We start from the raw sequence: 25886 nt of genomic DNA, 5'->3' as shown, positions 1-25886 counted from the left end.
ATTTGTAAAGCGTTTTCATTTACAATAGAATTATAAAAATCAAAGGAGTACCATCATGGTAGAATTAAATCTTAAAAATATTTACAAAAAATACCCAAACAGCGAACACTATTCAGTTGAAGACTTCAACTTGGACATCAAAGACAAAGAGTTTATCGTTTTCGTAGGTCCTTCAGGATGTGGTAAATCAACAACTCTTCGTATGATCGCTGGTCTTGAAGATATCACAGAAGGTGAATGTTCCATCGATGGTACTGTTGTAAACAACGTGGCACCTAAAGACCGTGACATCGCCATGGTATTCCAAAACTACGCTCTTTACCCACACATGACTGTTTACGATAACATGGCATTTGGTTTGAAATTGCGTAAATACAGCAAGGAAGATATCGACAAACGTGTACAAGAAGCAGCTGAAATCCTTGGCTTGAAAGAATTCTTGGATCGTAAACCAGCTGACCTTTCTGGTGGTCAACGTCAACGTGTGGCTATGGGACGTGCCATTGTCCGTGATGCAAAAGTATTCTTGATGGACGAACCTTTGTCAAACTTGGATGCTAAATTGCGTGTATCGATGCGTGCTGAAATCGCGAAAATCCACCGTCGTATCGGTGCTACAACCATCTACGTAACTCACGACCAAACAGAAGCGATGACATTGGCAGACCGTATCGTTATCATGTCAGCTACTAAAAACCCAGCTGGTACTGGTACAATTGGACGTGTGGAACAAATTGGTTCTCCGCAAGAAGTGTACAAAAACCCAGTTAACAAATTCGTAGCTGGATTTATCGGAAGCCCTGCGATGAACTTCATCAATGTAAAATTGGAAGGTGGACACATCATTGCCAATGGATTGAATTTGAAAGTTCCAGAAGGTGCTTTGAAAGTCTTGAAAGAAAAAGGCTATGATGGTAAAGAATTGATTTTTGGTATCCGTCCAGAAGACGTGAATACAGAAGCTGCTTTCCTTGAAACTTTCCCAGAATCAGTCGTGAAAGCTACGATCTCAGTATCTGAGTTGCTCGGTTCTGAATCTCACTTGTACTGCCAAGTTGGTGACAACGAATTTATCGCAAAAGTGGATGCGCGTGACTACCTTGGAACTGGTGAAACAATTGAACTTGGATTTGACTTGAACAAAGCTCACTTCTTCGATAAAGAAACTGAAAAAACAGTATACTAATACCTACTGACACTATAGAGACTGAGACGATTTGTCTCGGTCTCTTTCATTTTAAGGAGACAAGACATGGAAAAAGATTGGTGGAAGGGGAAGGTCGCTTACCAGATTTACCCAAAAAGCTTTAAGGACAGCAATGGCGATGGTGTTGGTGATTTAAAAGGAATCACGGAGAAACTCGATTACCTTCAACAGTTGGCGATTGATATTCTCTGGTTATCGCCTGTTTACAAGAGCCCTTTTATTGATCAGGGATATGATATTTCCGATTATTATGCCATTGACCCCCTTTTTGGGAGCATGGAAGATATGGAAGAGTTGATTGCGGAAGGTAAGAAGCGAGGAATTTCTATCATTATGGACTTGGTGGTTAACCATTGCTCCAGTCATCACGAGTGGTTCCAAAAGGCTTTAGCGGATCCAGATGGCCCTTATGCGGATTACTTTTATTTTATTGAAAGTGACAAAGAACCCAACAACTGGGAAAGTTACTTTGGGGGCAGTGTTTGGGAGCCGGTTCATGGCACCAACAAATACTATCTTCATTCTTTCCACAAGGATCAGCCAGATCTCAATTGGCAAAATCCTGTCTTGCGCGAAGAAATTTACAGGATGATCAATTGGTGGTTGGACAAGGGAATCGCGGGCTTCCGGATTGATGCCATCATCAATATTAAAAAGGATTTAGAATGGCGTTCGCTTCCATCAGACCGTAAGAATGGCCTGGTCCCAGTGCCTGAATCGCTGGTAAATGCCCAACCGATTGAACCTTTCTTACGAGAGTTAAAGGAGCGTACTTTTGCCAAGTACAATGCCTTCACTGTAGGGGAAGTTTTCAATGAAACCGATGAAGAGTTGCACTTCTTTATTGGAAAAGATGGTGTCTTCTCTTCCATCTTTGACTTCAAACAAACCTGCTTAGGGCAGGAAGGAAAGGGCTGGTTTGACCATACTCTTCCAACAGCGGAAGAACTCAAGGAAAGTATTTTCCAAGCGCATGAGCGTGCAGATAGGATTGGGGTTCTCTCAACCATTATCGAAAATCACGACGAACCTCGTGGGGTGTCCCACTATATCGCAGAAGGTCCAGTAAACGATACCAGTAAAAAAGCCCTGGGAACCATTCAGGTTTTGCGTAAGGGAATTCCTTTTATCTACCAAGGCCAAGAAATTGGGATGGAAAACCAAGTCTTTGAATCGGTGGAGGACTTTGATGATATCGCGACCATCAATGGCTACCATGTCGCTAAAGAAGCTGGTTTGAGCGAGGAAGAAGCCTTAGCAGCGATTGCCAAATACAGCCGGGACAATGCGCGGACGCCGATGCAATGGTCGGCAGAGGCAGGTCTGGGCTTTAGTGATGGGCCAGCCTGGTTGATCAGTCCTAAACCAAATATTGCCATCAATGTGGAAGACCAGGAAAAGGATCCAAATTCCATCTTGAATTATTATCGCCAGCTGACGGCCTTGTATCGCCATCCCCTCTATGGAAATACCATCCGGTTTGGAGATATGATCCCATCTTATCGGGACCGTGAGAATATCATCGCATTCGAACGCCGTGGGGACAAGCGTCTCTTGGTAATCAGCAATTTCCAAAGTCGCCAGGCCACTTTGGAGTTGCCAGCTCTGATTAAAACGGTTATTTTAAATAATACTGCTGGGATGTTCCAAGAAGGAGACCAGGTATTAGAATTGGCCCCTTACCAAACTGTTGTGTTGGAATTGGTGGAATAGAAAGAACCTTCGCCTCTGCGAAGGTTCTTTTCATGTCATCCAAGTCTAAACCTGGAACTTATTCAACTTCTTTCTTTTTCAAGAGGAGGAAGCCTCCGCTAACGGCTAGCAAGAAGCTTGAAAGAACAAAGTGTCCGGTTGAGTGATCTCCAGTTTGTGGTAATTGCGCCTTGGCTGGATTTTCTTGGAATCTTTGTCCCACTTGGTAGCTCAAGGTTTGCGCGCTTTCCTCAGCTTCAGCTGCGGTTTCTTTTTGTGTAAGGAGAACTTTAGTAGTGTCCTTCTTAGCCAAGATTGGCTGTGGAGTGGTTGTTTGGTTATGAATTGGAACCACCACCTGATCTGGTTCTTTGGCTGGTACGTAATCCATCAAGCTTGCTAACTTGCTGCCAAAGATCGCGTTGGTTACCCAGCGGAAGAAGTGGACAGGGTGTTGGCGATTGGTTGGATTTCCGGCATAGACAAAGAGTGGTTGGCCAAGAAGTTCTCCAGAGATGGCCATGACCTTATTGGCTAGGACTTCATTTTTTGGCCACCAGCCAGCAATGTAGTAGTCGCTTGAAGCGATGCTCATCAAGGTCTTGAAGTTGCTTGGAACTTTTTCAATCCAGTTTCCTGAGTTGGAGTAGAAGAGGGTGTTCTTCTTGTAACCACTGGTCAGTGGATCTTGGTCATCGATGATGGCCTTCATCAAGCCCTCGTAGTCACTGCCACCTTTTAGTTTTTCAGCATCGAAGCCTGCAAGGACTCCCAATTTTTCCAGTTTTTGCATGGCTTCCCCGCCGATGACGAGAGTTGGTTTCTTACCAAAGATGGAAGCGTCAAAGCGGTTGCTTTCAAGAACCACTACATCGGCTTCCTCTGGTGTATCGACGATTTGGAAGCCAAGTTTCGCAAGCACTAAGCTAGAATGCGCTGGTGAGTCGACTCCTGCCCAGTAGTAGTGATAATTAGGCGAGTAGATTTTCAATGGTTTCAAGGTTGGACCGTTTGGTACCTTGTAGAGGGCTTCGCCGTAGATAGCATAGTTTGGAAGGAGCGATGCGAAGGTATCACGGTCAACGATGTAGCCATCATCTGTTAGGTAAACAGATTTGCCTTGGGAAATCGCCTTGTTTACTGCTTGAACAGCGCTGGCTGATGTATTAGCGATGACGTAGTAAGGTGCCTTTGGATCGATTTCTGAGGTTCGAGTGGCACGGGTAGTTGTGACTTCCCCTAGTTTGCCTGTAAAGAGCCCGTCCTTGAAGACTGGTTCTGCTTTGAACCCTCTCATATCAGGGAAGTTGACGAGAAGTTCCGCATACATAGCAGCCCATGCTGATTCATTGGAACCTTTGTAGAGGATATGGTTGGCGTAGCCACGTTTGGCTTGGGCCATATCAATGACTAAGTCCCCTTTTTTGTAGTTGCCTGTATCTTCTTTGAGTTCTTTAACGAGGACACCGTTTCGTTTGAAGTAGTCGATCATATTGAAGGCTTCTTGGGCGTCATTGTCCTTGTCGAGTCCCATTGGGATAACATAATAGTCAGGGAAGAATTTCGGACGACCATTCTTCACACGACCGACAACTTCACCAGTTGGTCCTACTAATTCATTTTCTGCTTTTGGATCTTCAATCTTGTTGAGACCACGTAGGTAGAAGTTGAGCCGCATCTCAAGGAGTTTGTCTGGATCTTGGTTGAGGAAGTCAATGCCGCCGAGGACAGCATTACGACCAGCATAATAAGATTCCTGGTTGGATTCTGGTATTTCAATGGTGTGGCCCAAGATGCCGTGATAGACAGCATAGACACCTGTATAACCAGAGAAGGAATCATCCCAGCCATCTCCCCAATCCAGTTTTGGAATGATGTAGCTGTCGTATTTGGAATTGGCAACCCCTGCGCGGCCCATATGGCGGGCATTTTCTAGCATGAGGTTGGACATGAGGTCGTATTCAAAGTTTGGATCATGTGGAGGTGTTGCAGGCTCAATCAAGAATTCTTTGACAAATCCATGGATATCATAGAGAGCAATTGGATTCCACTTGTTGATCATTTGGATGACGGTACGCACTTCGGGGTTTGTTTGGTAGCTGGCATCGCGGTTGGGATCCAGTCCATTGGCCAAAGCACGCAGGTTGAGAGCGTCCCCATCAGGGTTTTCCGTGAAGTCAAACAAGAAAATAAATTTATTTAAGAGGGTTGGAATATCCAAGGTCACGTTCTTGACGTTTCCGGCTTCATCCGTAGTCTTAAAGCTGACTTGATTTTCAGTTGCGAAGGTACGGAAGAGTCCCGTGATAATATCAATTCCAGGTTGTTCATCGGCGTGGGTATTGTGAACAAGGACAGGTAGTTTATAATCCAAGGTCTTGTCCTTCAGAGCTGCCAACATCTCGCTTGGTTTTGTGAGGGCTTTTGGATTGGTAGATGAGAGGTAGTGATCGATGCTGGCTTGGTCCTTACTCACGATTCCCATCTTCATATCACGTCCTTGGGCGCTCTTACCAAGAGTTTCGAGCTGAACCAGACGGTCTGTTTTCGCCTCTGCTTTAGATTTCTCAATAGAGGCTAACATTTCTTCATGGGTATGGAAGTCTTTGTAAGGACGGAAGTTAAAGATTTTACGGATAGTGAGTCCCAAATCAGCACTAGTACCGACCAAGACGTGTTCACCGATATAGTTGCGATAGGTCCGACGGATATTGTTTGGAGTCCGAAGGCTTAAATCTTCACCAAAGAGTTCCTTGACGTCAAAGGTCAGATCCAAATCGTTTCCGTTTTTATTTTCTTCAACAGTGATGAAAGGATCTTTGGAAAGAGTTCCTGTTTCCATGTCCCAAGTTTTCCACTCTTCCAGCGGTTTGTCGTCCAAGGTCCAGCTGATTTTTCCAGCAGCCTGTGCTTGATCCTTGACGGTATCGGTCAATTTCTCTTTTTCAGACATGTAAATAGTGCTGTTGGTCAAGCTGACAGCTGGTTCTGTGCTAGCTGCACGATCTGACACCGGGTTTTCTGGTTTGGCAGCAGGGCTAGCAGTGTCTGAAGCAGTAGAAGAGCTTGTTTCTGGGCTAGCAGGACTAGCTGAACTAGGACTTGCTTCCACAGGGCTTGGTGTAACTTCTGTTGCTGAGCTAGGACTTGCCACTTCTGATCCAGCAACTGGACTAGCACTAGCCTCCTCTGGTTTGAGGACATTTTCGACAGGTGCAGCAGGACTAGCGGGCTCGACAGTGTCCGCAGCAACTTGGCCTTGTGCGAGGAAGGCTAAGAGGACTGCGGTAGAGATACTGAGAGCGTTTGTGTACAAACGCTTCTTATAAGAAGAATGCATAAAGAGACCTCCTTTGTTCTTTGCATACATATACACTTATCATATCATTTTATGACAGCGCTTTCAATAGGGTTTTTAGAATAATTTTCTGAGGAAAGGAGTAGAGGAGGACCAAGAAAAAGATAAAAAAGAAGCCGAAACATTTGGCCTCTTTCTGTATATGAGCAGAACTCATGCTTGCAGTTCATCCTGGTAATTTTGATAGAATTCCACCTTGATGGAGATGAAGGTTTCAAGGTCTCTGAGGAGTTGCAAAAGAGTCGCTCGGGTTTCAAATTCTTGACGAGATCGAGGGAGAGGTCGTTCACGAAAGACTGCTAGATAGCGATTGATCTCATCAAGAAGGAACTGCGCTGGATTTTCCTGACTGAGCTGGCTGGCTGTTTTAGCAAAAAGTTGAGCTAAAATGAGGCTCTCACTCGCGGCTAATTGACAGTTGTTTACGTTGTTAGCCATGTCTCGCAGGATATTATTTTGACGCTTTCTCATCTCGAAATAATGAACATGGTAGTTAGTCTGGTGGAAGAGGTGGTTGGAGTGGTCTAGATACACCAAATCGAGAGCTTCCCTTAAGATGGTATCTAGCTCACGAATCAAGCTAGCATCGTTGCTGCCGTCTCCTTTTCCCAGAAATTCTGCAAAACGATAAAGAATCTTTTTAAGTTGTTCCTCTACAATTTCATGATAGCGATCAATTTCTGCTTGTCGAGAAGGCATATAGAGATTGGCTAAGAGAGCAAAGCTGGTTCCAATCAGGAAAATGGTAACCTCATTTCCCAATAAAGCTATAGAAGTGGATTTTTCTAGCAGGAGATGGGTAACCAGGACAGAGCTTGGTGTGATGCCGATTTCCCAGCCTTGTAGAAAAGCGAGGGGAACATAAGTGGCTAGATAAAAACCAAGGGCCCAGAGATTGTAGCCGAGAATCTGAAAGGCTAAGCTGCCAAGGAACAGGGCGAGAAGCATGGACATAAAGCGGTTGTAAGCCAATCTAGCTGTACTTCGACGGGTATCGGTAATGCTGAGGATGGCAATGATCCCCGCAGAGGTGGCGTAGGTTAGACCTAAAAACTCTGCAAGCAAGATGGCCAAACAGGTGGCGAGGACCATCTTGATGGTTCGGTGAATAAGTGGCATAATGCGGATTCTTTCCTTTTTCTAAACTAGTTTTATTATACCACAAGCAAACTGGGCTACTCCAAATGTTTCACCAGATATGGCAATTGTGTTATACTAGTTTCATGGAAAAAAACGATATTGTTTACGGTGTTCATGCCGTCACAGAAGCACTGATCGCAAATACAGGAAATAAATTGTATATTCAGGACGATTTGCGTGGAAAAAATGTAGAAAAAATCAAGGACCTGGCAGCAGATAAAAAGGTGTCCATTTCTTGGACTCCTAAGAAGACCTTGCAAGAGATGACAGAAGGGGCTGTCCACCAAGGTTTTGTCTTGCGGGTTTCGGAATTTGCCTATACGGACTTGAATGAGATCTTGACCCAGGTTGCTAATCAAGACAATCCCCTGCTCTTGATTTTGGATGGTTTGACCGATCCGCATAACTTAGGATCCATTCTCCGAACAGCCGATGCTACTCAGGTAGCGGGAGTCATCATCCCTAAGCACCGTGCTGTTGGGGTGACCCCAGTTGTCGCCAAGACCTCAACTGGAGCAGTGGAGCATGTTCCCATTGCTCGGGTGACCAATCTTAGCCAAACCTTGGATAAGCTCAAAGAAGCAGGTTTTTGGATTTTTGGAACCGATATGAACGGGACGCCTTCTCACAAATGGAATACCAGTGGGAAGCTAGCCCTCATCATTGGAAACGAAGGCAAAGGCATTTCGACCAATATTAAAAAGCAAGTGGATGAAATGATTACGATTCCGATGCAGGGGCATGTCCAAAGCCTGAATGCCAGTGTCGCTGCAGCGATCCTTATGTATGAGGTCTTTCGCAACAAACTATAATAGAGGAAAATCGTAGGAAGGAGGCAGTCGATGAAAGAAAAGATTTTGTTAGTGGACGGCTACAACATGATTGCCTTCTGGCAGGAGACCCGCCAACTCTTTAAGAAGAGTGAGCTGGATGCTGCACGAACGATCCTCTTAGAGAAGCTGAGCCACTATGCCAGCTTTGAAGGCATTCGCGTGATTTGTGTCTTTGATGCCCAATACATGCCAGGGATTCGCCAGACCTATGAAGAATTTCAGGTCCAAGTGGTCTTCACAGCGGAGGAGGAGACCGCCGATGACTACATTGAACGTTTGGCAGCAGAGCTCAATACACCCCTTCACCAAGTATCAGTCGCGACGAGTGACTTGAATGAGCAATGGACGGTCTTTGCTCAAGGAGCACTTCGTGTTTCGGCGCGGGAGCTGGAGAAGAGAGTTGCCGTTGTCAAGGCCGACTTGAACCAGGCGCGAGGAGCCGTCAACGATCAGAAACCACCGATACGACCTTTTGACCAAGAGGGCCTACGTCAACTACAAAAAGAGATGGGAGCAAGTAAATGACCTTTAAAATTTTAACAGATTCAACTGCAGATTTAGATGAAAGATGGGCACAGGAGCATGATGTAGAGATCGTCGGCTTGTCAATCCAAATCAATGGGACTCATTATGAGACAGTGGGTCCAGACAAACTCACTAGCCCTCAATTATTAGCGGAAATGCAAAAAGGTGCTAAACCAACGACCAGTCAGGTCAATGTTGGGCAATTCCAAGAGATTTTCAAAGGTTATGCTCAACGCAAGGAAGATCTCCTTTATATCGCTTTTTCTTCAGTCTTATCAGGGACTTACCAGAGCGCGATCATGGCGAGAGACTTGGTCCTTGAAGACTACCCAGAAGCTGTGATCGAAATCATCGATCCAAAAGCTGCAGGGATTGGAGAAGGCTACTTGTCTATGCTAGCAGTTGAGGCGCGTGATGCCGGTAAGAGTTTGGATCAGGTTAAGGAAGAACTGATGGAAGTGGCTCCTAAGTTGCGGACCTATTTCTTGGTGGATGATCTCTACCATCTTATGCGCGGGGGACGCCTTTCTAAGAGTTCAGCCATCGTCGGAAGCTTGGTCAACATCAAACCCCTTCTTTGGATTGATGAAGAAGGCAAGTTAGCTCCAATCGCTAAGGTACGTGGACGTAAAAAAGCTATGCGGGAAATGCTTTCTCTGATCCAGGAAGATATCGGTCACAGCACAGCCTTGGTTTCCTATACAGATGATTTGGCAGGAGCAGAAGAGCTCAAGGCTCAATTGTTGGAGAATCCGGCCATCTCCCAAGTCTTGATTATGCCACTAGGGCCAGTCATTGCTGCCCACGTCGGTCCTAATTCTCTCATCGGCTTTGTTATCGGAAAAGAAAATCGCAAATAATTTTTCAAATCGGTTGACTTTTATTTGAAAAATTTGATACAATAGTAGGCGGTATTGTTTACCCCATTTGTAAGGCCCCGGAACCTTTCAAATAACTCGCGGACCGGAACATCCGCCCTGTAAACAAAAACGATATTCATAATAGGAGAAATCATGAACAAAACTACATTCATGGCTAAACCAGGCCAAGTAGAACGCAAATGGTACGTTGTTGACGCAACTGATGTACCTCTTGGACGCCTTTCAGCAGTTGTTGCAAGCGTGCTTCGCGGAAAAAACAAACCAACATTCACACCTCACACTGATACAGGTGACTTCGTAATCGTTATCAATGCTGAAAAAGTTAAATTGACTGGTAAAAAAGCAACTGATAAGATCTACTACACTCACTCAAACCACCCAGGTGGATTGAAATCAATCTCTGCTGGTGAACTTCGTTCTAAAAATGCAGTACGTTTGATCGAGAAATCAGTTAAAGGTATGCTTCCACACAATACTCTTGGCCGCGCTCAAGGTATGAAATTGAAAGTATTCGTTGGAGCTGAGCACACTCACGCTGCACAACAACCAGAAGTTCTTGATATTTCAGGACTTATCTAAGGAAAGGAACAATAAAGTATGTCACAAGCACAATATGCAGGTACTGGACGTCGTAAAAACGCTGTTGCACGCGTTCGCCTTGTTCCAGGAACTGGTAAAATCACTGTTAACAAAAAAGATGTTGAAGAGTACATCCCACACGCTGACCTTCGTCTTGTAATCAACCAACCATTCGCAGTTACTTCAACTGCAGGTTCATACGACGTTTTCGTTAACGTTGTAGGTGGTGGATACGCAGGTCAAGCAGGAGCTATCCGTCACGGTATCGCTCGTGCCCTTCTTCAAGTAGACCCAGACTTCCGCGATTCATTGAAACGCGCAGGACTTCTTACACGTGACTCACGTAAAGTTGAACGTAAGAAACCAGGTCTTAAGAAAGCTCGTAAAGCATCACAATTCTCAAAACGTTAATCAATACGATTATATCAACGTTTACAGACATTCAAGAATTATTTCTTGGATGTCTTTTTTGTTTCAAAAAATCAAAGTTCACCCCAAAATTCACCCCATATTCACCCCATCAATTTTTTAAACTACGAAAAGCAATATCACCTACAGTCTGATTGACTTTATCTTTGATATTAACGTAAGTTTTTGTAATCTCTTTATCACTATGAGTAAGAGCTTCTGAGAAGGCTTCAAGAGAAACACCTGCTTGTTTAGCAAGAGTAGCACCAGTATGTCTTAGTTTGTGTGGTGATGCTGGTGCTAATTCGGGATGTCTTCGTCTGACTGATTTCATCTTGATAAAACTTAAAATTTTTCTAATTATAACGAAGCATAGTCAAAAAGCTATGACCTCTATATTCACAAAAAAATCCAGACCAATACTAGTCCAGATTTCTTGTCTATTAAACATTCTTTTCAAAGAATGGAAGAACGGCTGTAACGGCTTTGTCAACGCAATTATTTAACTGTGAGAATCCGACGCACATAAATTTTAAATGGCGTCTCAGTCACATTTAAATTTATGAGACGCTTAGACGTTAGGCTTTCAATTTGTCAAATTTTGCTTTGACATTTGCCTTGAATTCTTCAAGTTTAGCCTTGCGTTCGGCTTTACGTTCAGCCTTCATTTGTGCACGTGCCTGGTTGTAGAGGTCTTCTTGGACTTGCAGAGCTGCTTCGATTTCGGCTACGACGGTTGCTACATCCCAACGCACGATTTGGGTGTCGTACTTGGTGAAGTAAGCATCGATGACTGCTTCGTTGTTTTCTTGCACCAAGGCGACAACGGCTGTTTCGCCGTCGATCAATTTTTGAGACACAACGTCAATCAAGCCAGCTTCTGCCGTATCAACGGTATCACCAGCAGCCAAACCATAGAGGCTGCCAATACCATAACCAAACAAGACGCCGATAGGACCACCCAAAAGCCCGATAACTGCACCGAGCAAGCCACCTTCTAGGGTTGCATCCGTCGTTGAATCTTCAAAGTCATAGCGTTCTTTTTCAACGATGTGACCGTTTTCATTTTTGACCAAGGCGATTTGAGCAACCTTGGTCGTCTGAGTTTGGCGGAAAGCCTTCAAATCCGCAAAGGACTGATAAGCTTCGCTTTCAGTGTTAAAGACTGAAACTACTAGGTTTTCCATAGTTAGTACCTCTTTTCTAAATATATACGTTCATTATAATACAGTTTCAATCACTTTTCAATCATTTTAGTGCGACATTTTAATTGATATGTCGCGTTTATCAGCGTCAAAGAACAGTTTCAGGCAGCGGTATATCTTTGCCATATCCCAGCCCAGACACTCTGGCGACTCTGAGTGATTATCAAGAAAGGCGTCCAGCAACATCTTAAAGCCTCCCGTGCAAAAAGTAAATAAATAGTGTTTTTCCTGTATGCCTGTCACACGGCTAAAAGACCGCTTGACCAAATCTTCCAGAAAATTATAGCAGATATTATGTACCAGCTCTGTGTAGCGAGTCTGATGAGCGTGCCGAATCACATCGACACTTTTATAGAATCTGCCAACTGTTTCCTTATGGTCGAATCCTTGAAAGAAGTCGCTTTATTCGTCGGTCAAGACAATTAATTTGGCTGGTGCAACTGATTCGCCAAGCTATGAACAAGCAATTATTACCTTTTGAAAGCAAAAATGGCAATTATGAAGGTGAAGCTACTCAGGTCTTAGTTCTTCTATCCAATTACTATGCAGACAAAAAACTATTTGATGAAAATACAGATGAATATGGAAATATCTTGATTTTAAAGGATTCATCCATCATTTCTAAATTATCGGCTATCCCAGATTTATTAAAAAGGGGATCTAGTAGGTAACAATAATATCGAATATATCAAAGTACGCAATATTAGGATTTCTTCAGAGGTTGAGTTAGAGTCAGATGTTGATGGGGATAAGTCGGATAATCTGCCAATAGATATAAAAATACTAGAAAACAGGCTTGAAAAAGGCTCGTAAAGCTAGCCAGTTCTCTAAACGTTAATTCGTTGCTGGACAGCAGAATACAAACGAAAACACTTTGCATCTTGCAAGGTGTTTTTTTCTATGAGAACTGGCGGTGCGCAATTAGGATAGCTCTAGCGACTTTAGTCGCATAGAGATATGCTATGCACAGTTGCCTCAAGAAAACAATGCTTCTTGGTCCACCCTGTTAGACAAGCTTCAAAACCAAGGAATCCAACAGATTTCTCTTGTAGTTACAGATGGCTTTAAGGGGCTTGAGCAGATTATCAGTCAGGCTCACCCATTAGCTAAACAACAATGTTGCTTAATTCATATTAGTCGAAATCTAGCTAGTAAAGTGAAACGAGCAGATAGAGCGGTTATTCTGGGGCAATTTATAATGATTTATCGTGCTGAAAATTTAGAAATGGCAGGACAAGCTTTAGAGGACTTTCTCGCCGAATGGAAACCAAAGTATAGGAAAGTCATGGAAAGTCTGGAGAAGACGGATAATCTTTTAACTTTTTATCAGTTTCCCTACCAGATTTGGCACAGCATGTATTCGACAAACCTCATTGAGTCTCTTAACAAAGAAATCAAACATCAAACGAAAAAGAAGGTTCTTTTTCCTAATGAGGAGGCTCTGGAACGTTACTTAGTTACGTTGTTTGAAGATTATAATTTCAAGCAAAGTCAACGAATCCATAAAGGGTTTGGTCAATGTTCTGATACACTTGAAAGCTTATTTAATTAACACTCCGTAACTCTACTTAAGTGTTTACACATAATTATTGACAGTATCAAAAAATAAAGTATATTGTTTTCATCATAATATAATTAAATATCAGTATAGAGAATTTTATCTATATATCAGATATCAGCAATTGCTTTTGCTGTCATTTTTCGCTACAATAGTTACAAGGAGGAAATAAACATGTTAAAAGAAGTATTAAACGTCGCAAAAGTTGCGAAAAAATCATCTCTCTTCTTAGGAGGGGTAGCATTTGGGACACTTGGCTTGAAAGTCTTAGCAAGTAAAGAAGCTAAGAAAGGCTATTCTAAGGCCTTGGCTAAAGCTTACAAATTGAAAGATGGACTGGATGCATCTGTTTCTGTTGTAAAACAACACGGTGATGATGTTTTACAAGACGCTAAATATTTATACGAACAGGAAAAGAAAGAAGAACAATTAGATAGCCTGACAGGTGAATAATATGTCTTTTAAAGTGCTACACAGAGGATATCAACATATCCGATTATCGTCCTCGTTTTCACTGACCTTGGATATTCAAGATTATCTTCGTTCCTTGGCTAAAGATGAAAAAGGGATCGACTCTATTCAGTTTTATATGGATCAGCAGCATTTTACTCTACGTATGAAAGAAGGCTTCTCTGTATTAGAAAATGCAGAGGCCTTTTTAAAAAAAATTGACAAGGGGAAAGTTTCGGACTTGATGACTCTTCCCATTCGTAGAGAAGAGAGTGCTTATTCAATTGTATCGGGTGCAGCGATTAAGCGTTTGCTGTTTCGAAGTTTTGTACCCTACCCTATTCGTTATATTTGGACTTGTTATCAGGCTTTGGGTTATGTCAAAGAAGCCTATCAAACTTTAGCGCGCAAGGAACTAACCATGGAGGTCTTGGACTGTTCGGCCATTTTGTTGTCCTTGTTTATGAACCAATCCAAGACAGCTAGCAACATCATGTTTATGCTTGATTTGGGTAATCATCTGGATCAGTGGTCTTTAAAAAAAACAGCAACAGATTTGGAACAAAGCCTTCTTGCTAAAGAAAGTGATGTTTTCTTAGTGCGGGGAGACATGGTCATCAGCATCAAGAGTTCTGATGTTCAAGTAGGTGATGTATTAGTTGTCTCCCAAGGGAATGAAATCTTGTTTGACGGCCAAGTGGTTTCAGGATTAGGCATGGTCAATGAGAGTTCCTTGACTGGAGAGAGCTTCCCTGTTGAAAAGAAAGAGGGAGATTCTGTATGTGCGAATACTGTTTTGGAAACAGGAGAGTTAAGAATTCGTGTGACTGATAATCAGATAAACAGTCGTATTTTGCAACTCATCAATCTGATGAAAAAATCTGAAGAGAGTAAGAAGACAAAACAACGTCATTTTATTAGGATGGCAGACAAGGTTGTAAAATATAACTTCTTAGGTGCTGGTTTGACTTATCTGTTAACAGGTTCGTTTTCAAAAGCTATTTCCTTTTTATTGGTGGATTTTTCATGTGCTCTAAAAATATCCACACCTGTAGCCTACCTTACGGCCATAAAGGAAGGTCTAAATCGAGAAATGGTTATTAAAGATGGTGATGTATTAGAAAAATATCTGGAAGTGGATACTTTCTTGTTTGATAAAACGGGTACCATCACGACGAGTTATCCTTTGGTTGAAAAGGTTCTTCCTTTCGGAGATTATACTGAGAAAGATATTTTAAGAATAAGTGCATGTTTGGAGGAACATATCTATCATCCTATTGCCAATGCAATTGTTAAACAAGCTGAAATTGAAGGCATTGAACACGAAGAAATGCATGGCAAGCTTCAGTATGTTGCAAGCAAAGGGATTAAATCGCAAATTGATGGTCAATCGGTTGTCATTGGAAATTATGTACTAATGCAAGACGAACAGGTAAGAATTAGTTCTGAGCAGCTGGCCTTGATTGAGCAATATAAGACTCATTACAATTTATTGTTTTTGGCTTATAAGAAAGAATTAATTGGGATGTTTTGTATCCACACTCCCTTGAGAAGCGAGGCGAAAGCTGCATTGAAAAAGCTAAAACGCCAAGGGAAAAAACTGATTCTGGCAACTGGTGATACGTTGGCTAGAACAGAAGAGTTGGTTAAAGATCTGCCATTTGACAACGTCTATACTGATTTAAAACCAGATGGTAAGTTTCAGTTGGTTCAGGAATTACAGAAAGCTGGCCGAACTATTTTGATGGTTGGAGACGGGTTAAACGACTCTGCTGCCTTGACGCTTGCAGATATTGGGGTTGTGATGAATGAAAGTGCTGATATTTCTAAGCAGATGAGTGATATTTTATTATTAGATAATCGTTTAGATTTCTTCGAGGAATTGAATTCTTTATCTGAATCGTTGCAGAAATTAATTCAAAGAAATATTCAAGAAACAGTTGTAATAAATGGAAGTTTAATTGGATTTGGGTTGTTAAATTGGTTAAGCCCATCTAATCTTTCGATATTGCACAATCTGACTACTTTAAGAATCGTCCTTCGTAGTCTTTCTATTAAAAGTAGGTAAGAGACCGAGAAGCTGAGGTTATAAAAACTAAAAGGAGTTGTCTCATTTGAGAATAACGGCTCTTTGTCAACTGTAGTGGGTTGATGGAAAATTATACCCTGGAGAGGACCAAATTGGTTCTCTCCTTTTTGATGTTCAATGCAATGAGGATTCTAGTTTTGAAGTTTTAAAGTTCCGGAAGCCAAAAGCATTTCGTTTGATGATCTTTATGAGGTTATTAGTAGCTTCTAGTTTTGCGTTTGAGTAGGTCGGTTCTAGTGCATTTATGATCTTGCCCTTATTTTTCAAAAAGGTCTTAAAAACAGTTTGAAAAATAGGATTTACACAAGAAATTGTTTCTTCAATAAGCTCAAAGAGATGGTCAGCTTGCTTGTATCGACTCTGTATTTTTGGATTTCTCCCTTATCTTATGCAAGTAGCGAGTTGATTGCACGAACCTCTCCAACCATTTGGGATGTTCTCATTGCTATTGCTGGTGGGATAGCAGGTGTCATTGGTTCAAGAAAAAAAGAAGCAAACAATATCGTGCCAGGAGTAGCCATTGCAACAGCTTTGATGCTACCTATCTGTACTGCAGGCTATGGTTTAGCTAATGGAAATGTACGATTTTTATTTGGGGCTCTCTATCTTTTCTTGATTAACTGTGTCTTTATCATGCTAACCAACATTGTTGGAACAAGAATTTTGATGAGAAAATCTCCTTTAAGTTCATTTAAAGAGCTAAACATTAAAATGAAAATTGGCTTGATATCCTTGATTGTATTATTGGTTCTTCCAGCCAGTTATTCAGCAGTCACTCTGACGATAGATCAAGCGCGAAAAGAAGGGATCAAACAGTTTGTAGGAAAAGAGTTCGCCAATCATACAGTCATTAATCAAGTCTACAGGTCAAGGAATAATGAATTGGTCTTGACGGTTGTTGGAGATCCAATTTCAGAAGAAGAATTAGAAACCATTCGCCAAAAACAAGCCTCTTACGGTATTCAATCTGTTCAATTGAAAGTCAATCAAGTCCATAATTCGACAAAATTAGATAGTGAGACGACCAAGGAATTTTACGAAAACATTGACAAGTATATCGATCAAAAACTCTCTGAAAAAGATTCACAAAACGATCTCGTAAAAGAAAATGAAGCAGATAAGGATTGAGGACGATGAACTGAATAGGTTTTTATGCCGTGTTTTTCTTGTTTGTTCTTCTTTCTTACCTATAACGAAATAAAATTGATGAAAACGAGATTTTTCTTTAGATGAAAGAAAGTACATAGAAGTTAGGGGTATTATAAATGAGTAAAGTATTTTACTGAAAATTCAATTTATAAAAAAACAACCAGAAAGAAAATATTAATTTTGCGGTCTTTCTTTCTGGTTGTTTTCTGATAACGGAGGTTTGCTCAAATGCTATAAGAAATAAATTAGGAGGTCTATCATCTAAAAAAATGTATGTAACAAAAAATAATTTAACTAATGGTGTGAACTTTTTAGTATTTATCAGCTCAATTCGTGTATTTTTAGGATAAAGTTCACACTATTTAAATGAAATATATTCAAATTAGATGAAATTGTTCTTTCTGAAAACGTGGGTAAACATTGATTTTAAGCCCATCTTGAAACTTATTCAAATAGAAATGTTTCCAACCAGGCTTGAAAAAAGCCCGTAAAGCGTCACAATTTAGTAAACGTTAAAACTTATTTATACTTATTGAAAGCATTTCGTCTAATACGAGATGCATTTTTTCTGGTTTAATTTTACAAATTGGGAAAATTAAAAAGTACAAATTAATGATGTGATTATTGATAAAAATAGTTAATAATTGGTTAAACAAAATATATAACTCGTTTATAAATTTATAGAAATGAACCATTATAAATCTCCTCTTAAATATTGAAAAAATCATTGGCAGTGGACATACTTTAAGACTATATATTTCTGAAACTAGTTTCACAATACAAATATTGACATGCAATTATTAATTGGTGGATTTTAAGTTGACATCTACAAAGCTTAATGTTAGAATACATTCAAAAATATATTTGAATGAGGTATTTTATGATTCAAAATGTTGTTACTTCAATAATCCTGTATTCTGGGACAGCCGTAGACTTACTTATTATCCTAATGTTATTTTTTGCCAAAAGAAAAAGCAGAAAGGACATCATTAACATCTATTTAGGACAATTTCTAGGCTCTGTTAGTCTAATATTCCTAAGTTTGCTTTTTGCATTTGTCTTAAATTATATTCCTAGTAAAGAGATTTTAGGTTTACTCGGTTTGATTCCAATTTTCCTAGGCCTCAAAGTTTTGCTTTTAGGAGATTCTGATGGAGAAGCTATTGCAAAAGATGGTTTGCGAAAAGACAATAGAAACCTGATTTTTCTAGTCGCTATGATTACTTTTGCAAGTTGTGGCGCTGACAATATTGGTGTCTTTGTCCCATATTTTATCACCTTAAATTTAGCGAATTTGATAGTGACTTTACTTACTTTTCTAGTCATGATTTATCTCTTGGTTTTTTCTGCCCAAAAATTAGCACAAGTCCCTTCTGTTGGAGAAACTTTGGAAAAATATAGCAGATGGTTTATTGCCGTTGTCTATTTAGGATTGGGGATGTATATCCTGATTGAAAACAACAGCTTTGACATGCTATGGGCTGTGTTAGGCTAGGAGAAAAAATTATGAAAAAAGATAGTATCTGTCAAGTGGATGTTATAAATCAACAAAATGTTACAACCGCAACGAACTACCTTGAAAAGGAAAAAGTCCAAAAATCACTTCGCATTTTATCAAAATTTACCGATAATAAACAGATAAATATCATCTTTTATCTCCTTGCCGTCGAAGAACTCTGTGTCTGCGATATAGCCTGTTTATTAAATCTCAGTATGGCATCTGCCTCCCACCATCTTCGTAAACTAGCCAATCAAAACATCTTGGACACTAGAAGAGAGGGGAAAATTATATATTATTTTATAAAAGATGAGGAAATCAGAGATTTTTTTAATCAACTAGGATAACAACTATTTTTACTACTTTTCCATGATTATAGGGAGATTATAATCGTTGTTGTTTCAACGGTAGCAAACTGGTTTTTACATAAAGTAATTGATAAACCCAATATAGATCAGAAAGAATTACTTGAAGCTACCGCACAATATAGAAAGTTATTGATACCTGACCTAATAATTAAAGGAGTGGGATTGATTCTATCCTTAATTGTCTATCCTCCGATTATGATGTATAGTGTTTTAATTGCGGCATTTTATATCATAACTTTAAAAACACTATCTGAAAAAAGAGTGAATAACTAAAAAATGGTGATCAAAGTTAGGTGTATTATTTTAATGCTTACAGACCTAAACTATTCCCCTATTTATAATCTATTGATTCATATTTTATGAAATTAATCAGTAGATATCGTTCTGAAAAGCCTTGATAATACGCTGTTTTTAGTCCAACTGAAACCCATACTTTCCAAACCAGGCTTGAAAAAAGCTCGTAAAGCATCACAATTTAGTAAACGTTAAAACTTATTTAAACTTATTGAAAGCATTTCGTATCAAAAATACGGGATGCTTTTTCTGTTCACCCCAAATTTTTGTAACTAGGTGATACTTGAAATTAATACAAATTTGGTTGTTTTTGATAAATCTAAGCAACACTACATGATGAAGTGAAAGGGGATGAATCTTTGATAGTATTCACTTATTGTGAAATATGATATATTTATTAATTAGATGGATGAATACTTCTAGAGTTAAATATAGTATAATAGGGACATACTTTTTGGTTTATTTTTGTTTGTAGTCGGATTATGAAAGAATATCCAATATTATGCGATAAGATAGAATGTTACAAAAAAGAAAGGGGATGCAATCCGATGAAGAAAGACAGATTAATTGTATTGACAGATGCTGTTCTAGCAATTATTATGACCATCTTGGTTTTAGAGTTAGAAAAACCAACAACACCAAGTCTTGAAGCTTTTTGGGATTTACGGCAAAATTTCTTTGCTTGTTTTCTTTCCTTTTTCTGGTTGGGATCGTTATGGATGGCACTAAACACATTATGGGAAAAGGTTGAGAAAATTTCCTCAGAAATTATTTGGTGGAATTTGTTTCTACTCTTGGAGCGGCAGGAGTTCTCTTTGGAGAATTTCATGCCATCCAAGATACCAGTCTGAATGATGTGGTGGACCGGATCTATATAAATGTCAAGGATTTACCGTTTCAGTCCTTGGGAGCTTTAGCTAATATCCTGTCTGATATTAAGAAGGGACTGATTCAAGACAGTCATATCTGGTCTTTCTTCCAGTCATTTTTCAAACAATATCAGTTGATAATCAGCTTAAATCAGATCTATCAGTTTGTCTATCTTTCTCTGATGGAGATCATGTCCTATCTTCACTTTGATTATTGGAAAAAAACGGCTCGGTCAGGAGCTAGTATGAATAAGGAGAACAAATGAAACGTTTAAAAATGTTATGGCATATTATGCAGGTTACGGGTTTTACTCGGTTTGCTCTGAGTTTTGTGACCTTTGTTTTTGGGTCAGGAGGCGTGCTTTTCCTAGTTGAACCTGCTATCACAAATTACGGAGACGGTCTTTGGTATGCTTTTGTGACTTCGACGACTGTCGGCTACGGGGATCTCCTAGCTGTGACCTTGATTGGAAGGATTACCAGTGTCTTCTTGACGATTTATGGGCTCATATTTTTTGGCTGTTTATCAGCTGTTATTTTTAATTATTATACCAATTTAAATAAGGAAAGAGGAGAGGACAAATGACTGCCAATTATTCAACACGGGAATACCGTGAGAAATTATACGATGACCTTCATGTTCGATTGAGAGATACAGCGATTTTGATGTGTGCAATTTTTATTGCCTCTATCGGACTAAATATGAATTCAACAGCTGTCATTATAGGAGCCATGTTGATTTCACCTCTCATGACACCGATTGTTGGACTGGGATTCGGTTTAGCTATTTTTGATACGCGTTTAATCAAGCAATCTCTAGAGGTTTTATTGACTCAAGTGTTGGTCAGTTTGCTTGTCTCGACTCTGTATTTCTGGATTTCTCCCTTGTCTTATGCAAGTAGCGAGTTGATTGCACGAACCTCTCCAACCATTTGGGATGTCCTCATTGCTATTGCTGGTGGGATTGCTGGTGTGATCGGTTCAAGGAAAAAAGAAGCAAACAATATCGTGCCAGGAGTAGCCATTGCTACAGCTCTGATGCCGCCTATCTGTACTGCTGGCTATGGTTTAGCTAATGGGAATGTACGATTTTTATTGGGGGCTCTCTATCTTTTCTTGATCAACTGTGTCTTTATCATGCTAGCCAACATTGTTGGAACAAGAATTTTGATGAGAAAATCTCCTTTAACTTCATTTAAAGAGCTGAGCATTAAAATGAGAATTGGCTTGATATCTTTGATTGTATTGTTGATTCTTCCAGCTAGCTATTCGGCAGTTACTCTGACAATAGAACAAGCGCGCAAAGAAGGGATCAAACAGTTTGTAGGAAAAGAGTTCGCCAATTATACGGTTATTAATCAAGTCTACAAGTCAAGTAACAATGAATTGGTCTTGACGGTTGTTGGAGATCCGATTTCAGAAGAAGAATTAGAAACACTCCACCAAAAACAAGCCTCTTACGGTATTCAATCTGTTCAATTGAAAGTGAATCAAGTTCAGAACTCGCCAACATTAGATAGTGAAGCGACCAAGGAATTTTACGAAAACATTGACAAGTATATCGATCAAAAACTCTCTGAAAAAGATTCACAAAACGATCTCGTAAAAGAAAATGAAGCAGACAAGGATTGAGGACGATGAACTGAATAGGTTTTTATGCCGTGTTTTTCTTGTTTGTTCTTCTTTCTTACCTATAACAAAATAAAATTGATGAATCCAGAAAAATTGACATCCTGTAAAGCAAGTATGCAGAAGATGATGAAACACTTCATGGTTCACACCATGGGGTGTTCTTTTTCTACACCCAAACTAAATCAAAGACAAACAAAAAACCACCCCATCTTCCCTGGTCGAATTGGACTGCAGAAAGTAGGGTGGTTTTAGAACGTTAACGATTAGTTATCGTCTTTGTGAAGGATGTTTTTCACGCCTTTGATAGCTCCTTCAACAGCTTCTTTTGCATCTTCAGCAACTTCTTTTGCTTTTGATGCAACTTTTTCAGCAACGCCTTCAGCTTCTGTTTTTTTATCACCGGTTACTTTACCGAGACCTTCTTTTACAGAACCTTTAACTTGGTTTAATTTATCTTCTAATGACATAGTGTCACCTCCGTTAAGTAAATAGTTTTATTAATCTGAATTCAAGACAGTTCATTTAAAAAATTAAAACTATTTAGCTCAGATTAATATAAGTATATGCCTTCTGAAATGGGAAGTCAAATATTCGCTACGGTATTTTGAAAGTGGGAAGGAGTCATGATGAGATAGCAACTAATGATGGATGAATAGGTCCTTGCCTTGTTTTTAATTGAAGAAGCATAGATCTTCCGCTATTTCAAAATAAAATCGTCCTGGTGATTAAGGAATAATATAGTGTAGCATCGTCAGGCTAGAAAATCTAAATGGCTGTTTTCTCCTAGCAAAGTGGAGTAAAAAACAAAAGAAGATGCCACTTTCTGTTCAAAAAGGGACAATTTAGGAGTTTGTTGATTTAAAGATTTTTCGTGTGCTATACTAAAATTGTCAAAGTTGCAACTAGACAATATTTTTTAATCTAATAAATATAAGGAGGTATTCATAATGAATACAAAGATTTTGGAAGAATTTGATAGTTTAGATAGCGATTTTCTCTCAAAAGTAGCAGGTGGTGGGGTTTTTAATACTATATATATGGGACCGCCTCCAGTTTCAGGTGGTCCGAATGGTTGGGAATACTTCCGTAAGTTGATTGCGCCACTTGAAATGCGAAGTTTCTTCGCAATTTAATGAGTATCGGCTAAAATTTTTTTGTTGGTGGAGGATGTTATGAAATATGCCAAACATGGAGTCGCTTTACTGTTCCTGTTATATCTATTTGTTTTTGGGATTGAAGGCCTTGGTATCTACCTAACTGGAGTTTTCAATGGTGATGTAAGTTTTCTTTATTTCATCTATTTGATTCTCTACTCTTTGCTTCTCATCGGCATTCTATTTTGGTTTAAAAAGCAGAAGATAGTCATTCGTTCCAATATACAGAAATGGAAGTGGCACTATCTGGGGTATTTTGCTCTGGTGCTCTTGTGGTTCTTTGTTGAAAGATGGGTGCTACAAACTTTTCAGGATTTGCTGGTTCCTGTCGTTCATCAAACCAAATTGCCATCCTCCATTTATCTAAATGGCCCTGGTATTTCGGGCACTCTGTTTTTTGTCCTAGCTACTGTTACATCTCCTATGATCGAAGAATTTATTTTTAGAGGCTATCTGATGAATGTCTTCTTTAAAGAAAGTAAGTTTCATTTAGACGTTTTGCTTTCGGGCTTTCTCTTTGCGGCCTTTCATCTGATCCATCAATATCGGGACCCTGTAACCTTTTCTCTTTATTTCTGTTCAGGGCTCTTCTTCGCAGCTGTCTATAAGAAAACTAAAGATATCCGGTTGCCCATCTTCTTGCATGCCTTTAGCAATTTTCTCACTTTTTGGAAACCAATCTGGATATTCATCTTCAATTATATCTACTGGCATTTTCTTGTTAAATAACCTTGTCTCTGTGGCCGGGCGTGAAATGGGAGTTAGAGGTTGGAGTTGTTTAATGAAACTAGGATCACTTTTTAAAAGTGATCTTATTTTCGTTTAAGGGGTGGTATAATGAAAGTATACTCAAGGTGAGACAATTGATTTATTTACAGAAAAGAAGTTTTAAAATGAAAACGATGATAAAAACCTATCCTGTTATCAGTACGATAGCTCTAATCTGTTTGTTGCTCGGTTTATTGACTTCCTTTTATGGGAATGCTATGTACGACCTATTGGCCTTTCATTCAAAACCGGTTCATTATTGGCAGTATATGAGTGGGACCTTGATGCATGGAAGTAAAGGAGCCCCCCTCTGGTTTTTATGGGTACATCTGCTTTTAAATGGGCTTATGATTCTACCTTTTGGTGGACTGCTAGAAAGGAAGAGGGGATCCAAGCATGTCTTGCTTGTTTTTGTGACTGCGACAGTCATCTCTTCCATCGTTTTTCATCTTTTAACACTAGGGCAGGACATTCAGGCAACGGGAATCTCTGCTGTCGGCTATGCCTTTGTAACAGGAGGAATCCTGCTCCTGCCAAACGTGTGGAAGGAATTATCACGCACCGTAAAATGGCTTTATCTATTCTTGATTTTTCTATCTAGCCTCATGCTCTTACCATTGATTACCGGATGGATCTCGACCTTCTTGCATCTTTCAGGAATTGCTAGTTACCTTTTGGTTTATATAGGAAGTAAAAGCTTAAGAAGGAGAACTAACTATTAATCCGACTATTAAGCGAGATTTTCATTTTGCTTCCTTGACTCTTCCATTATGGCGCCGTATAATATTCTATATCAATGAAGAAATCACCTTTTGTCATTGTACAAAGGGTGATTTTATAACGATAAAATGGAGACTCAATGGGCTATATTTCTACAATTAAAACAGCTGTTCAGCTCTTTCCTTTCCTGGCATTTTTGCTGACCTTGCCTTATATGATTTTGAATTATCGAAAATATGGCTCGGTCAATAAGTTGCGGGTGCTGATTTTCTATTCTTTTATGCTTTACTTAATGACGGTCTATCTGTTGGTGGTCTTGCCCCTACCAGACCCGAGTAAGATCCATACCAGCTACTCGGAAATGATCAATCTTTATCCCTTTGCCTTTGTGGTGGATTTTTTCAAGGAGAGTCCCTTTGATCTGGCGCAGACAAGCACTTGGCTTCAGGCCCTTAAGCATCCGACTTTTTACGTGCCTGCCTTTAATGTTCTGATGTTGATTCCTTTTGGGATGTATCTGCGCTATTATTTTAAGTGTGGTTTTAAGAAGACGATTTTCCTGACGGCCCTCTTTAGTCTTTTTTTGGAGCTGACCCAGTTATCAGGTCTCTACTTTCTATATCCGGGCCCCTACCGCCTAGCAGATGTCGATGATATCATTCAAAATACCACCGGTGGTGGAGTGGGCTACCTGCTCGGTTGGTTTTTAGTTTGGTTACTGCCAACACGAGATGAAATCGACGAGCATTCTTTCCGAGTGGGGACGAGAGTATCTGGCTTTCGGATTGGACTTGCTTTCTTGATCGACTTTGTGATGGTATCTATTCTCTACGCATTGATTGGGCGTTTAGGGACGATTCCTTATGTGGCAGTTCTAGCGGTTTACTTTAGCTTGCTTCCTTTGTGGCGGGGGAAAACCTTGGGAATGGCTTTGTTGAAATGCCGCTTGCATTTTGATAAGCAAAGATGGCTTCGCACCATTTGGAGGGGGATTCTAGTGGCGGGCTATTTCTACTTGATACCCCAAGGATTGTTCTATTTGATTTCACTCTTGAATCAGGATTTGACGGACAATTCCCTCTTAACCTTATCCATGATCTTGTTGCTCTTCTTTGTGCTTTTATTGTACCTGATTATCACCTTTGCCATCATCTTGCTCAGTCGTCGCTTTCCGTTTGACCGCCTGGCTGGAGCAACATATGAAAGTACGGTGCGCGTGAAGAAAGATATCTTTAAGGATGAAACCGAATCATCAAAATAGAGAGAGTGGGACAGAAATCGGTAATTCGTTAGAATTCGATTTCGTCGTCCCACCTCCGCACAGTTGAGTAGGGCTGTAAAAGCTGATGAAATCAGCGTAGTAGAGCCCACTCAACCACTGCGTCTTGCTCGACAATCCAAAAACAATTAAGAGGCTAGGACTTTTGTCCCAGCCTTTATTTTTTAGATTCGCGGAAAATATCTGAACGTTCCCAGTTGGGAAGGGTGATTTTAAGGGGAATGTGCTAC

General features: G+C 40.1%; 24 protein-coding genes and 5 pseudogenes. 23 read left to right on the top strand and 6 right to left on the bottom strand.

The window, feature by feature from the left end; genetic code table 11:
- Positions 1 to 55 precede the first annotated feature (55 nt).
- Positions 56 to 1186, top strand: a complete 1131-nt coding sequence (locus E5S68_RS06520) for an ABC transporter ATP-binding protein (protein WP_126404832.1) — start codon at positions 56 to 58, stop codon at positions 1184 to 1186.
- 66 nt (positions 1187 to 1252) lie between these two features.
- Entirely contained in the window at positions 1253 to 2920 is a 1668-nt protein-coding gene (locus E5S68_RS06515) for an alpha-glucosidase (protein ID WP_135782823.1), read from the top strand.
- 58 nt (positions 2921 to 2978) lie between these two features.
- Here E5S68_RS06515 and E5S68_RS06510 read toward each other — a convergent pair whose 3' ends face one another.
- Both E5S68_RS06510 and E5S68_RS06505 read right to left on the bottom strand, forming a co-directional pair.
- Complete coding sequence (locus E5S68_RS06510) at positions 2979 to 6239, bottom strand: LPXTG-anchored zinc carboxypeptidase (protein WP_135782822.1); 3261 nt, start codon at positions 6237 to 6239, stop codon at positions 2979 to 2981.
- A 171-nt stretch (positions 6240 to 6410) separates the two neighbouring features.
- Entirely contained in the window at positions 6411 to 7376 is a 966-nt protein-coding gene (locus E5S68_RS06505) for an aromatic acid exporter family protein (RefSeq protein ID WP_135782821.1), read from the bottom strand.
- 104 nt (positions 7377 to 7480) lie between these two features.
- Between E5S68_RS06505 and rlmB the strand changes: the two genes are divergently transcribed.
- From rlmB to rpsI, 5 genes are all read left to right on the top strand, one after another.
- Positions 7481 to 8209: a 23S rRNA (guanosine(2251)-2'-O)-methyltransferase RlmB gene (gene rlmB / locus E5S68_RS06500; protein ID WP_006595601.1), complete on the top strand. Its 729-nt coding sequence runs from the start codon at positions 7481 to 7483 to the stop codon at positions 8207 to 8209.
- A 30-nt stretch (positions 8210 to 8239) separates the two neighbouring features.
- A complete protein-coding gene (locus E5S68_RS06495; RefSeq protein ID WP_006595602.1) occupies positions 8240 to 8755 on the top strand; it encodes an NYN domain-containing protein in 516 nt (171 codons plus the stop codon).
- On the top strand, positions 8752 to 9615 hold the full coding sequence (locus E5S68_RS06490; RefSeq protein ID WP_135782820.1) for a DegV family protein: 864 nt from the start codon (positions 8752 to 8754) through the stop codon (positions 9613 to 9615). The genes E5S68_RS06495 and E5S68_RS06490 overlap by 4 nt, the downstream gene beginning before the upstream one ends.
- Before the next feature lie 153 nt (positions 9616 to 9768).
- Positions 9769 to 10215 (top strand): 50S ribosomal protein L13, encoded by a 447-nt coding sequence (gene rplM / locus E5S68_RS06485; protein WP_002876943.1) that lies wholly within the window; start codon positions 9769 to 9771, stop codon positions 10213 to 10215.
- A gap of 18 nt (positions 10216 to 10233) precedes the next feature.
- On the top strand, positions 10234 to 10626 hold the full coding sequence (gene rpsI / locus E5S68_RS06480; RefSeq protein WP_002893764.1) for a 30S ribosomal protein S9: 393 nt from the start codon (positions 10234 to 10236) through the stop codon (positions 10624 to 10626).
- A gap of 109 nt (positions 10627 to 10735) precedes the next feature.
- On the opposite strand, the gene E5S68_RS06470 is transcribed toward rpsI, so the two are convergent.
- Positions 10736 to 10957, bottom strand: a complete 222-nt coding sequence (locus E5S68_RS06470; RefSeq protein ID WP_002893762.1) for a tyrosine-type recombinase/integrase — start codon at positions 10955 to 10957, stop codon at positions 10736 to 10738.
- A gap of 244 nt (positions 10958 to 11201) precedes the next feature.
- On the bottom strand, positions 11202 to 11810 hold the full coding sequence (locus E5S68_RS06465) for a DUF1269 domain-containing protein (RefSeq protein ID WP_002893760.1): 609 nt from the start codon (positions 11808 to 11810) through the stop codon (positions 11202 to 11204).
- 350 nt (positions 11811 to 12160) lie between these two features.
- Between E5S68_RS06465 and E5S68_RS10620 the strand changes: the two are divergent.
- The 5 genes and pseudogenes from E5S68_RS10620 to E5S68_RS06440 all read left to right on the top strand — a co-directional run.
- Positions 12161 to 12304: pseudogene (locus E5S68_RS10620) on the top strand (IS982 family transposase); the annotation flags it as partial.
- Positions 12305 to 12307: 3 nt separating this feature from the next.
- A pseudogene (locus tag E5S68_RS10695) lies at positions 12308 to 12641 on the top strand (diacylglycerol/lipid kinase family protein); the annotation flags it as partial.
- A gap of 148 nt (positions 12642 to 12789) precedes the next feature.
- A pseudogene (locus tag E5S68_RS06450) lies at positions 12790 to 13380 on the top strand (IS256 family transposase); the annotation flags it as partial.
- Positions 13381 to 13560: 180 nt separating this feature from the next.
- Positions 13561 to 13839 carry a DUF6110 family protein gene (locus E5S68_RS06445; protein ID WP_002893755.1) on the top strand — a complete coding sequence of 93 codons (279 nt, stop codon included), beginning with the start codon at positions 13561 to 13563 and terminating at the stop codon, positions 13837 to 13839.
- A 1-nt stretch (position 13840) separates the two neighbouring features.
- Positions 13841 to 15904, top strand: coding sequence for a heavy metal translocating P-type ATPase (locus tag E5S68_RS06440; protein WP_125374534.1), 2064 nt, complete (start codon positions 13841 to 13843; stop codon positions 15902 to 15904).
- Positions 15905 to 15995: 91 nt separating this feature from the next.
- Here E5S68_RS06440 and E5S68_RS06435 read toward each other — a convergent pair.
- A pseudogene (locus E5S68_RS06435) lies at positions 15996 to 16276 on the bottom strand (transposase); the annotation flags it as partial.
- Between E5S68_RS06435 and E5S68_RS06430 the strand changes: the two are divergent.
- The 7 genes and pseudogenes from E5S68_RS06430 to E5S68_RS06390 all read left to right on the top strand — a co-directional run.
- Positions 16262 to 17053, top strand: a pseudogene (locus E5S68_RS06430) (DUF389 domain-containing protein); the annotation flags it as partial. The pseudogenes E5S68_RS06435 and E5S68_RS06430 overlap by 15 nt on opposite strands.
- 901 nt (positions 17054 to 17954) lie before the next feature.
- Positions 17955 to 18569: a CadD family cadmium resistance transporter gene (locus tag E5S68_RS06425; protein WP_135782819.1), complete on the top strand. Its 615-nt coding sequence runs from the start codon at positions 17955 to 17957 to the stop codon at positions 18567 to 18569.
- Positions 18570 to 18580: 11 nt separating this feature from the next.
- Positions 18581 to 18919 (top strand): Cd(II)/Zn(II)-sensing metalloregulatory transcriptional regulator CadX, encoded by a 339-nt coding sequence (gene cadX / locus E5S68_RS06420; protein ID WP_000711078.1) that lies wholly within the window; start codon positions 18581 to 18583, stop codon positions 18917 to 18919.
- A gap of 863 nt (positions 18920 to 19782) precedes the next feature.
- Positions 19783 to 20085, top strand: a complete 303-nt coding sequence (locus E5S68_RS06405; protein WP_006151097.1) for a TMEM175 family protein — start codon at positions 19783 to 19785, stop codon at positions 20083 to 20085.
- Positions 20010 to 20369 (top strand): hypothetical protein, encoded by a 360-nt coding sequence (locus tag E5S68_RS06400; protein ID WP_000397555.1) that lies wholly within the window; start codon positions 20010 to 20012, stop codon positions 20367 to 20369. The genes E5S68_RS06405 and E5S68_RS06400 overlap by 76 nt, the downstream gene beginning before the upstream one ends.
- Complete coding sequence (locus E5S68_RS06395) at positions 20366 to 20689, top strand: potassium channel family protein (RefSeq protein ID WP_000825751.1); 324 nt, start codon at positions 20366 to 20368, stop codon at positions 20687 to 20689. Before E5S68_RS06400 ends, E5S68_RS06395 begins: the two co-directional genes overlap by 4 nt.
- A complete protein-coding gene (locus E5S68_RS06390; protein ID WP_000126416.1) occupies positions 20686 to 21735 on the top strand; it encodes a DUF389 domain-containing protein in 1050 nt (349 codons plus the stop codon). Before E5S68_RS06395 ends, E5S68_RS06390 begins: the two co-directional genes overlap by 4 nt.
- Before the next feature lie 263 nt (positions 21736 to 21998).
- On the opposite strand, the gene E5S68_RS06385 is transcribed toward E5S68_RS06390, so the two are convergent.
- Positions 21999 to 22202, bottom strand: a complete 204-nt coding sequence (locus E5S68_RS06385) for a CsbD family protein (protein ID WP_125334912.1) — start codon at positions 22200 to 22202, stop codon at positions 21999 to 22001.
- A 480-nt stretch (positions 22203 to 22682) separates the two neighbouring features.
- Here E5S68_RS06385 and E5S68_RS06380 point away from each other — a divergent pair, with 480 nt between their 5' ends.
- From E5S68_RS06380 to E5S68_RS06365, 4 genes are all read left to right on the top strand, one after another.
- Complete coding sequence (locus E5S68_RS06380) at positions 22683 to 22868, top strand: hypothetical protein (protein ID WP_135782818.1); 186 nt, start codon at positions 22683 to 22685, stop codon at positions 22866 to 22868.
- A 39-nt stretch (positions 22869 to 22907) separates the two neighbouring features.
- Positions 22908 to 23618, top strand: a complete 711-nt coding sequence (locus tag E5S68_RS06375; RefSeq protein ID WP_135782817.1) for a CPBP family intramembrane glutamic endopeptidase — start codon at positions 22908 to 22910, stop codon at positions 23616 to 23618.
- 164 nt (positions 23619 to 23782) lie between these two features.
- A complete protein-coding gene (locus tag E5S68_RS06370; protein WP_135782816.1) occupies positions 23783 to 24379 on the top strand; it encodes a rhomboid family intramembrane serine protease in 597 nt (198 codons plus the stop codon).
- Between the two features lie 137 nt (positions 24380 to 24516).
- A complete protein-coding gene (locus tag E5S68_RS06365; RefSeq protein WP_135782815.1) occupies positions 24517 to 25638 on the top strand; it encodes a VanZ family protein in 1122 nt (373 codons plus the stop codon).
- Positions 25639 to 25886: the final 248 nt, after the last annotated feature.

This window comes from Streptococcus rubneri, assembly GCF_004785935.1.
In the GTDB taxonomy this organism is placed as follows: Bacteria; Bacillota; Bacilli; order Lactobacillales; family Streptococcaceae; genus Streptococcus; species Streptococcus rubneri.
Note: the sequence above shows the minus strand (reverse complement) of the source record. Positions and strands in the feature narration are given on the sequence as shown.

Coding starts and splice junctions, on each gene's coding strand:
- E5S68_RS06520 (WP_126404832.1), top strand. CDS start 56: ATGGTAGAATTAAATCTTAAAAATATTTACAAAAAATACCCAAACAGC.
- E5S68_RS06515 (WP_135782823.1), top strand. CDS start 1,253: ATGGAAAAAGATTGGTGGAAGGGGAAGGTCGCTTACCAGATTTACCCA.
- E5S68_RS06510 (WP_135782822.1), bottom strand. CDS start 6,239: ATGCATTCTTCTTATAAGAAGCGTTTGTACACAAACGCTCTCAGTATC.
- E5S68_RS06505 (WP_135782821.1), bottom strand. CDS start 7,376: ATGCCACTTATTCACCGAACCATCAAGATGGTCCTCGCCACCTGTTTG.
- rlmB (WP_006595601.1), top strand. CDS start 7,481: ATGGAAAAAAACGATATTGTTTACGGTGTTCATGCCGTCACAGAAGCA.
- E5S68_RS06495 (WP_006595602.1), top strand. CDS start 8,240: ATGAAAGAAAAGATTTTGTTAGTGGACGGCTACAACATGATTGCCTTC.
- E5S68_RS06490 (WP_135782820.1), top strand. CDS start 8,752: ATGACCTTTAAAATTTTAACAGATTCAACTGCAGATTTAGATGAAAGA.
- rplM (WP_002876943.1), top strand. CDS start 9,769: ATGAACAAAACTACATTCATGGCTAAACCAGGCCAAGTAGAACGCAAA.
- rpsI (WP_002893764.1), top strand. CDS start 10,234: ATGTCACAAGCACAATATGCAGGTACTGGACGTCGTAAAAACGCTGTT.
- E5S68_RS06470 (WP_002893762.1), bottom strand. CDS start 10,957: ATGAAATCAGTCAGACGAAGACATCCCGAATTAGCACCAGCATCACCA.
- E5S68_RS06465 (WP_002893760.1), bottom strand. CDS start 11,810: ATGGAAAACCTAGTAGTTTCAGTCTTTAACACTGAAAGCGAAGCTTAT.
- E5S68_RS06445 (WP_002893755.1), top strand. CDS start 13,561: ATGTTAAAAGAAGTATTAAACGTCGCAAAAGTTGCGAAAAAATCATCT.
- E5S68_RS06440 (WP_125374534.1), top strand. CDS start 13,841: ATGTCTTTTAAAGTGCTACACAGAGGATATCAACATATCCGATTATCG.
- E5S68_RS06425 (WP_135782819.1), top strand. CDS start 17,955: ATGATTCAAAATGTTGTTACTTCAATAATCCTGTATTCTGGGACAGCC.
- cadX (WP_000711078.1), top strand. CDS start 18,581: ATGAAAAAAGATAGTATCTGTCAAGTGGATGTTATAAATCAACAAAAT.
- E5S68_RS06405 (WP_006151097.1), top strand. CDS start 19,783: ATGAAGAAAGACAGATTAATTGTATTGACAGATGCTGTTCTAGCAATT.
- E5S68_RS06395 (WP_000825751.1), top strand. CDS start 20,366: ATGAAACGTTTAAAAATGTTATGGCATATTATGCAGGTTACGGGTTTT.
- E5S68_RS06390 (WP_000126416.1), top strand. CDS start 20,686: ATGACTGCCAATTATTCAACACGGGAATACCGTGAGAAATTATACGAT.
- E5S68_RS06385 (WP_125334912.1), bottom strand. CDS start 22,202: ATGTCATTAGAAGATAAATTAAACCAAGTTAAAGGTTCTGTAAAAGAA.
- E5S68_RS06380 (WP_135782818.1), top strand. CDS start 22,683: ATGAATACAAAGATTTTGGAAGAATTTGATAGTTTAGATAGCGATTTT.
- E5S68_RS06375 (WP_135782817.1), top strand. CDS start 22,908: ATGAAATATGCCAAACATGGAGTCGCTTTACTGTTCCTGTTATATCTA.
- E5S68_RS06370 (WP_135782816.1), top strand. CDS start 23,783: ATGAAAACGATGATAAAAACCTATCCTGTTATCAGTACGATAGCTCTA.
- E5S68_RS06365 (WP_135782815.1), top strand. CDS start 24,517: ATGGGCTATATTTCTACAATTAAAACAGCTGTTCAGCTCTTTCCTTTC.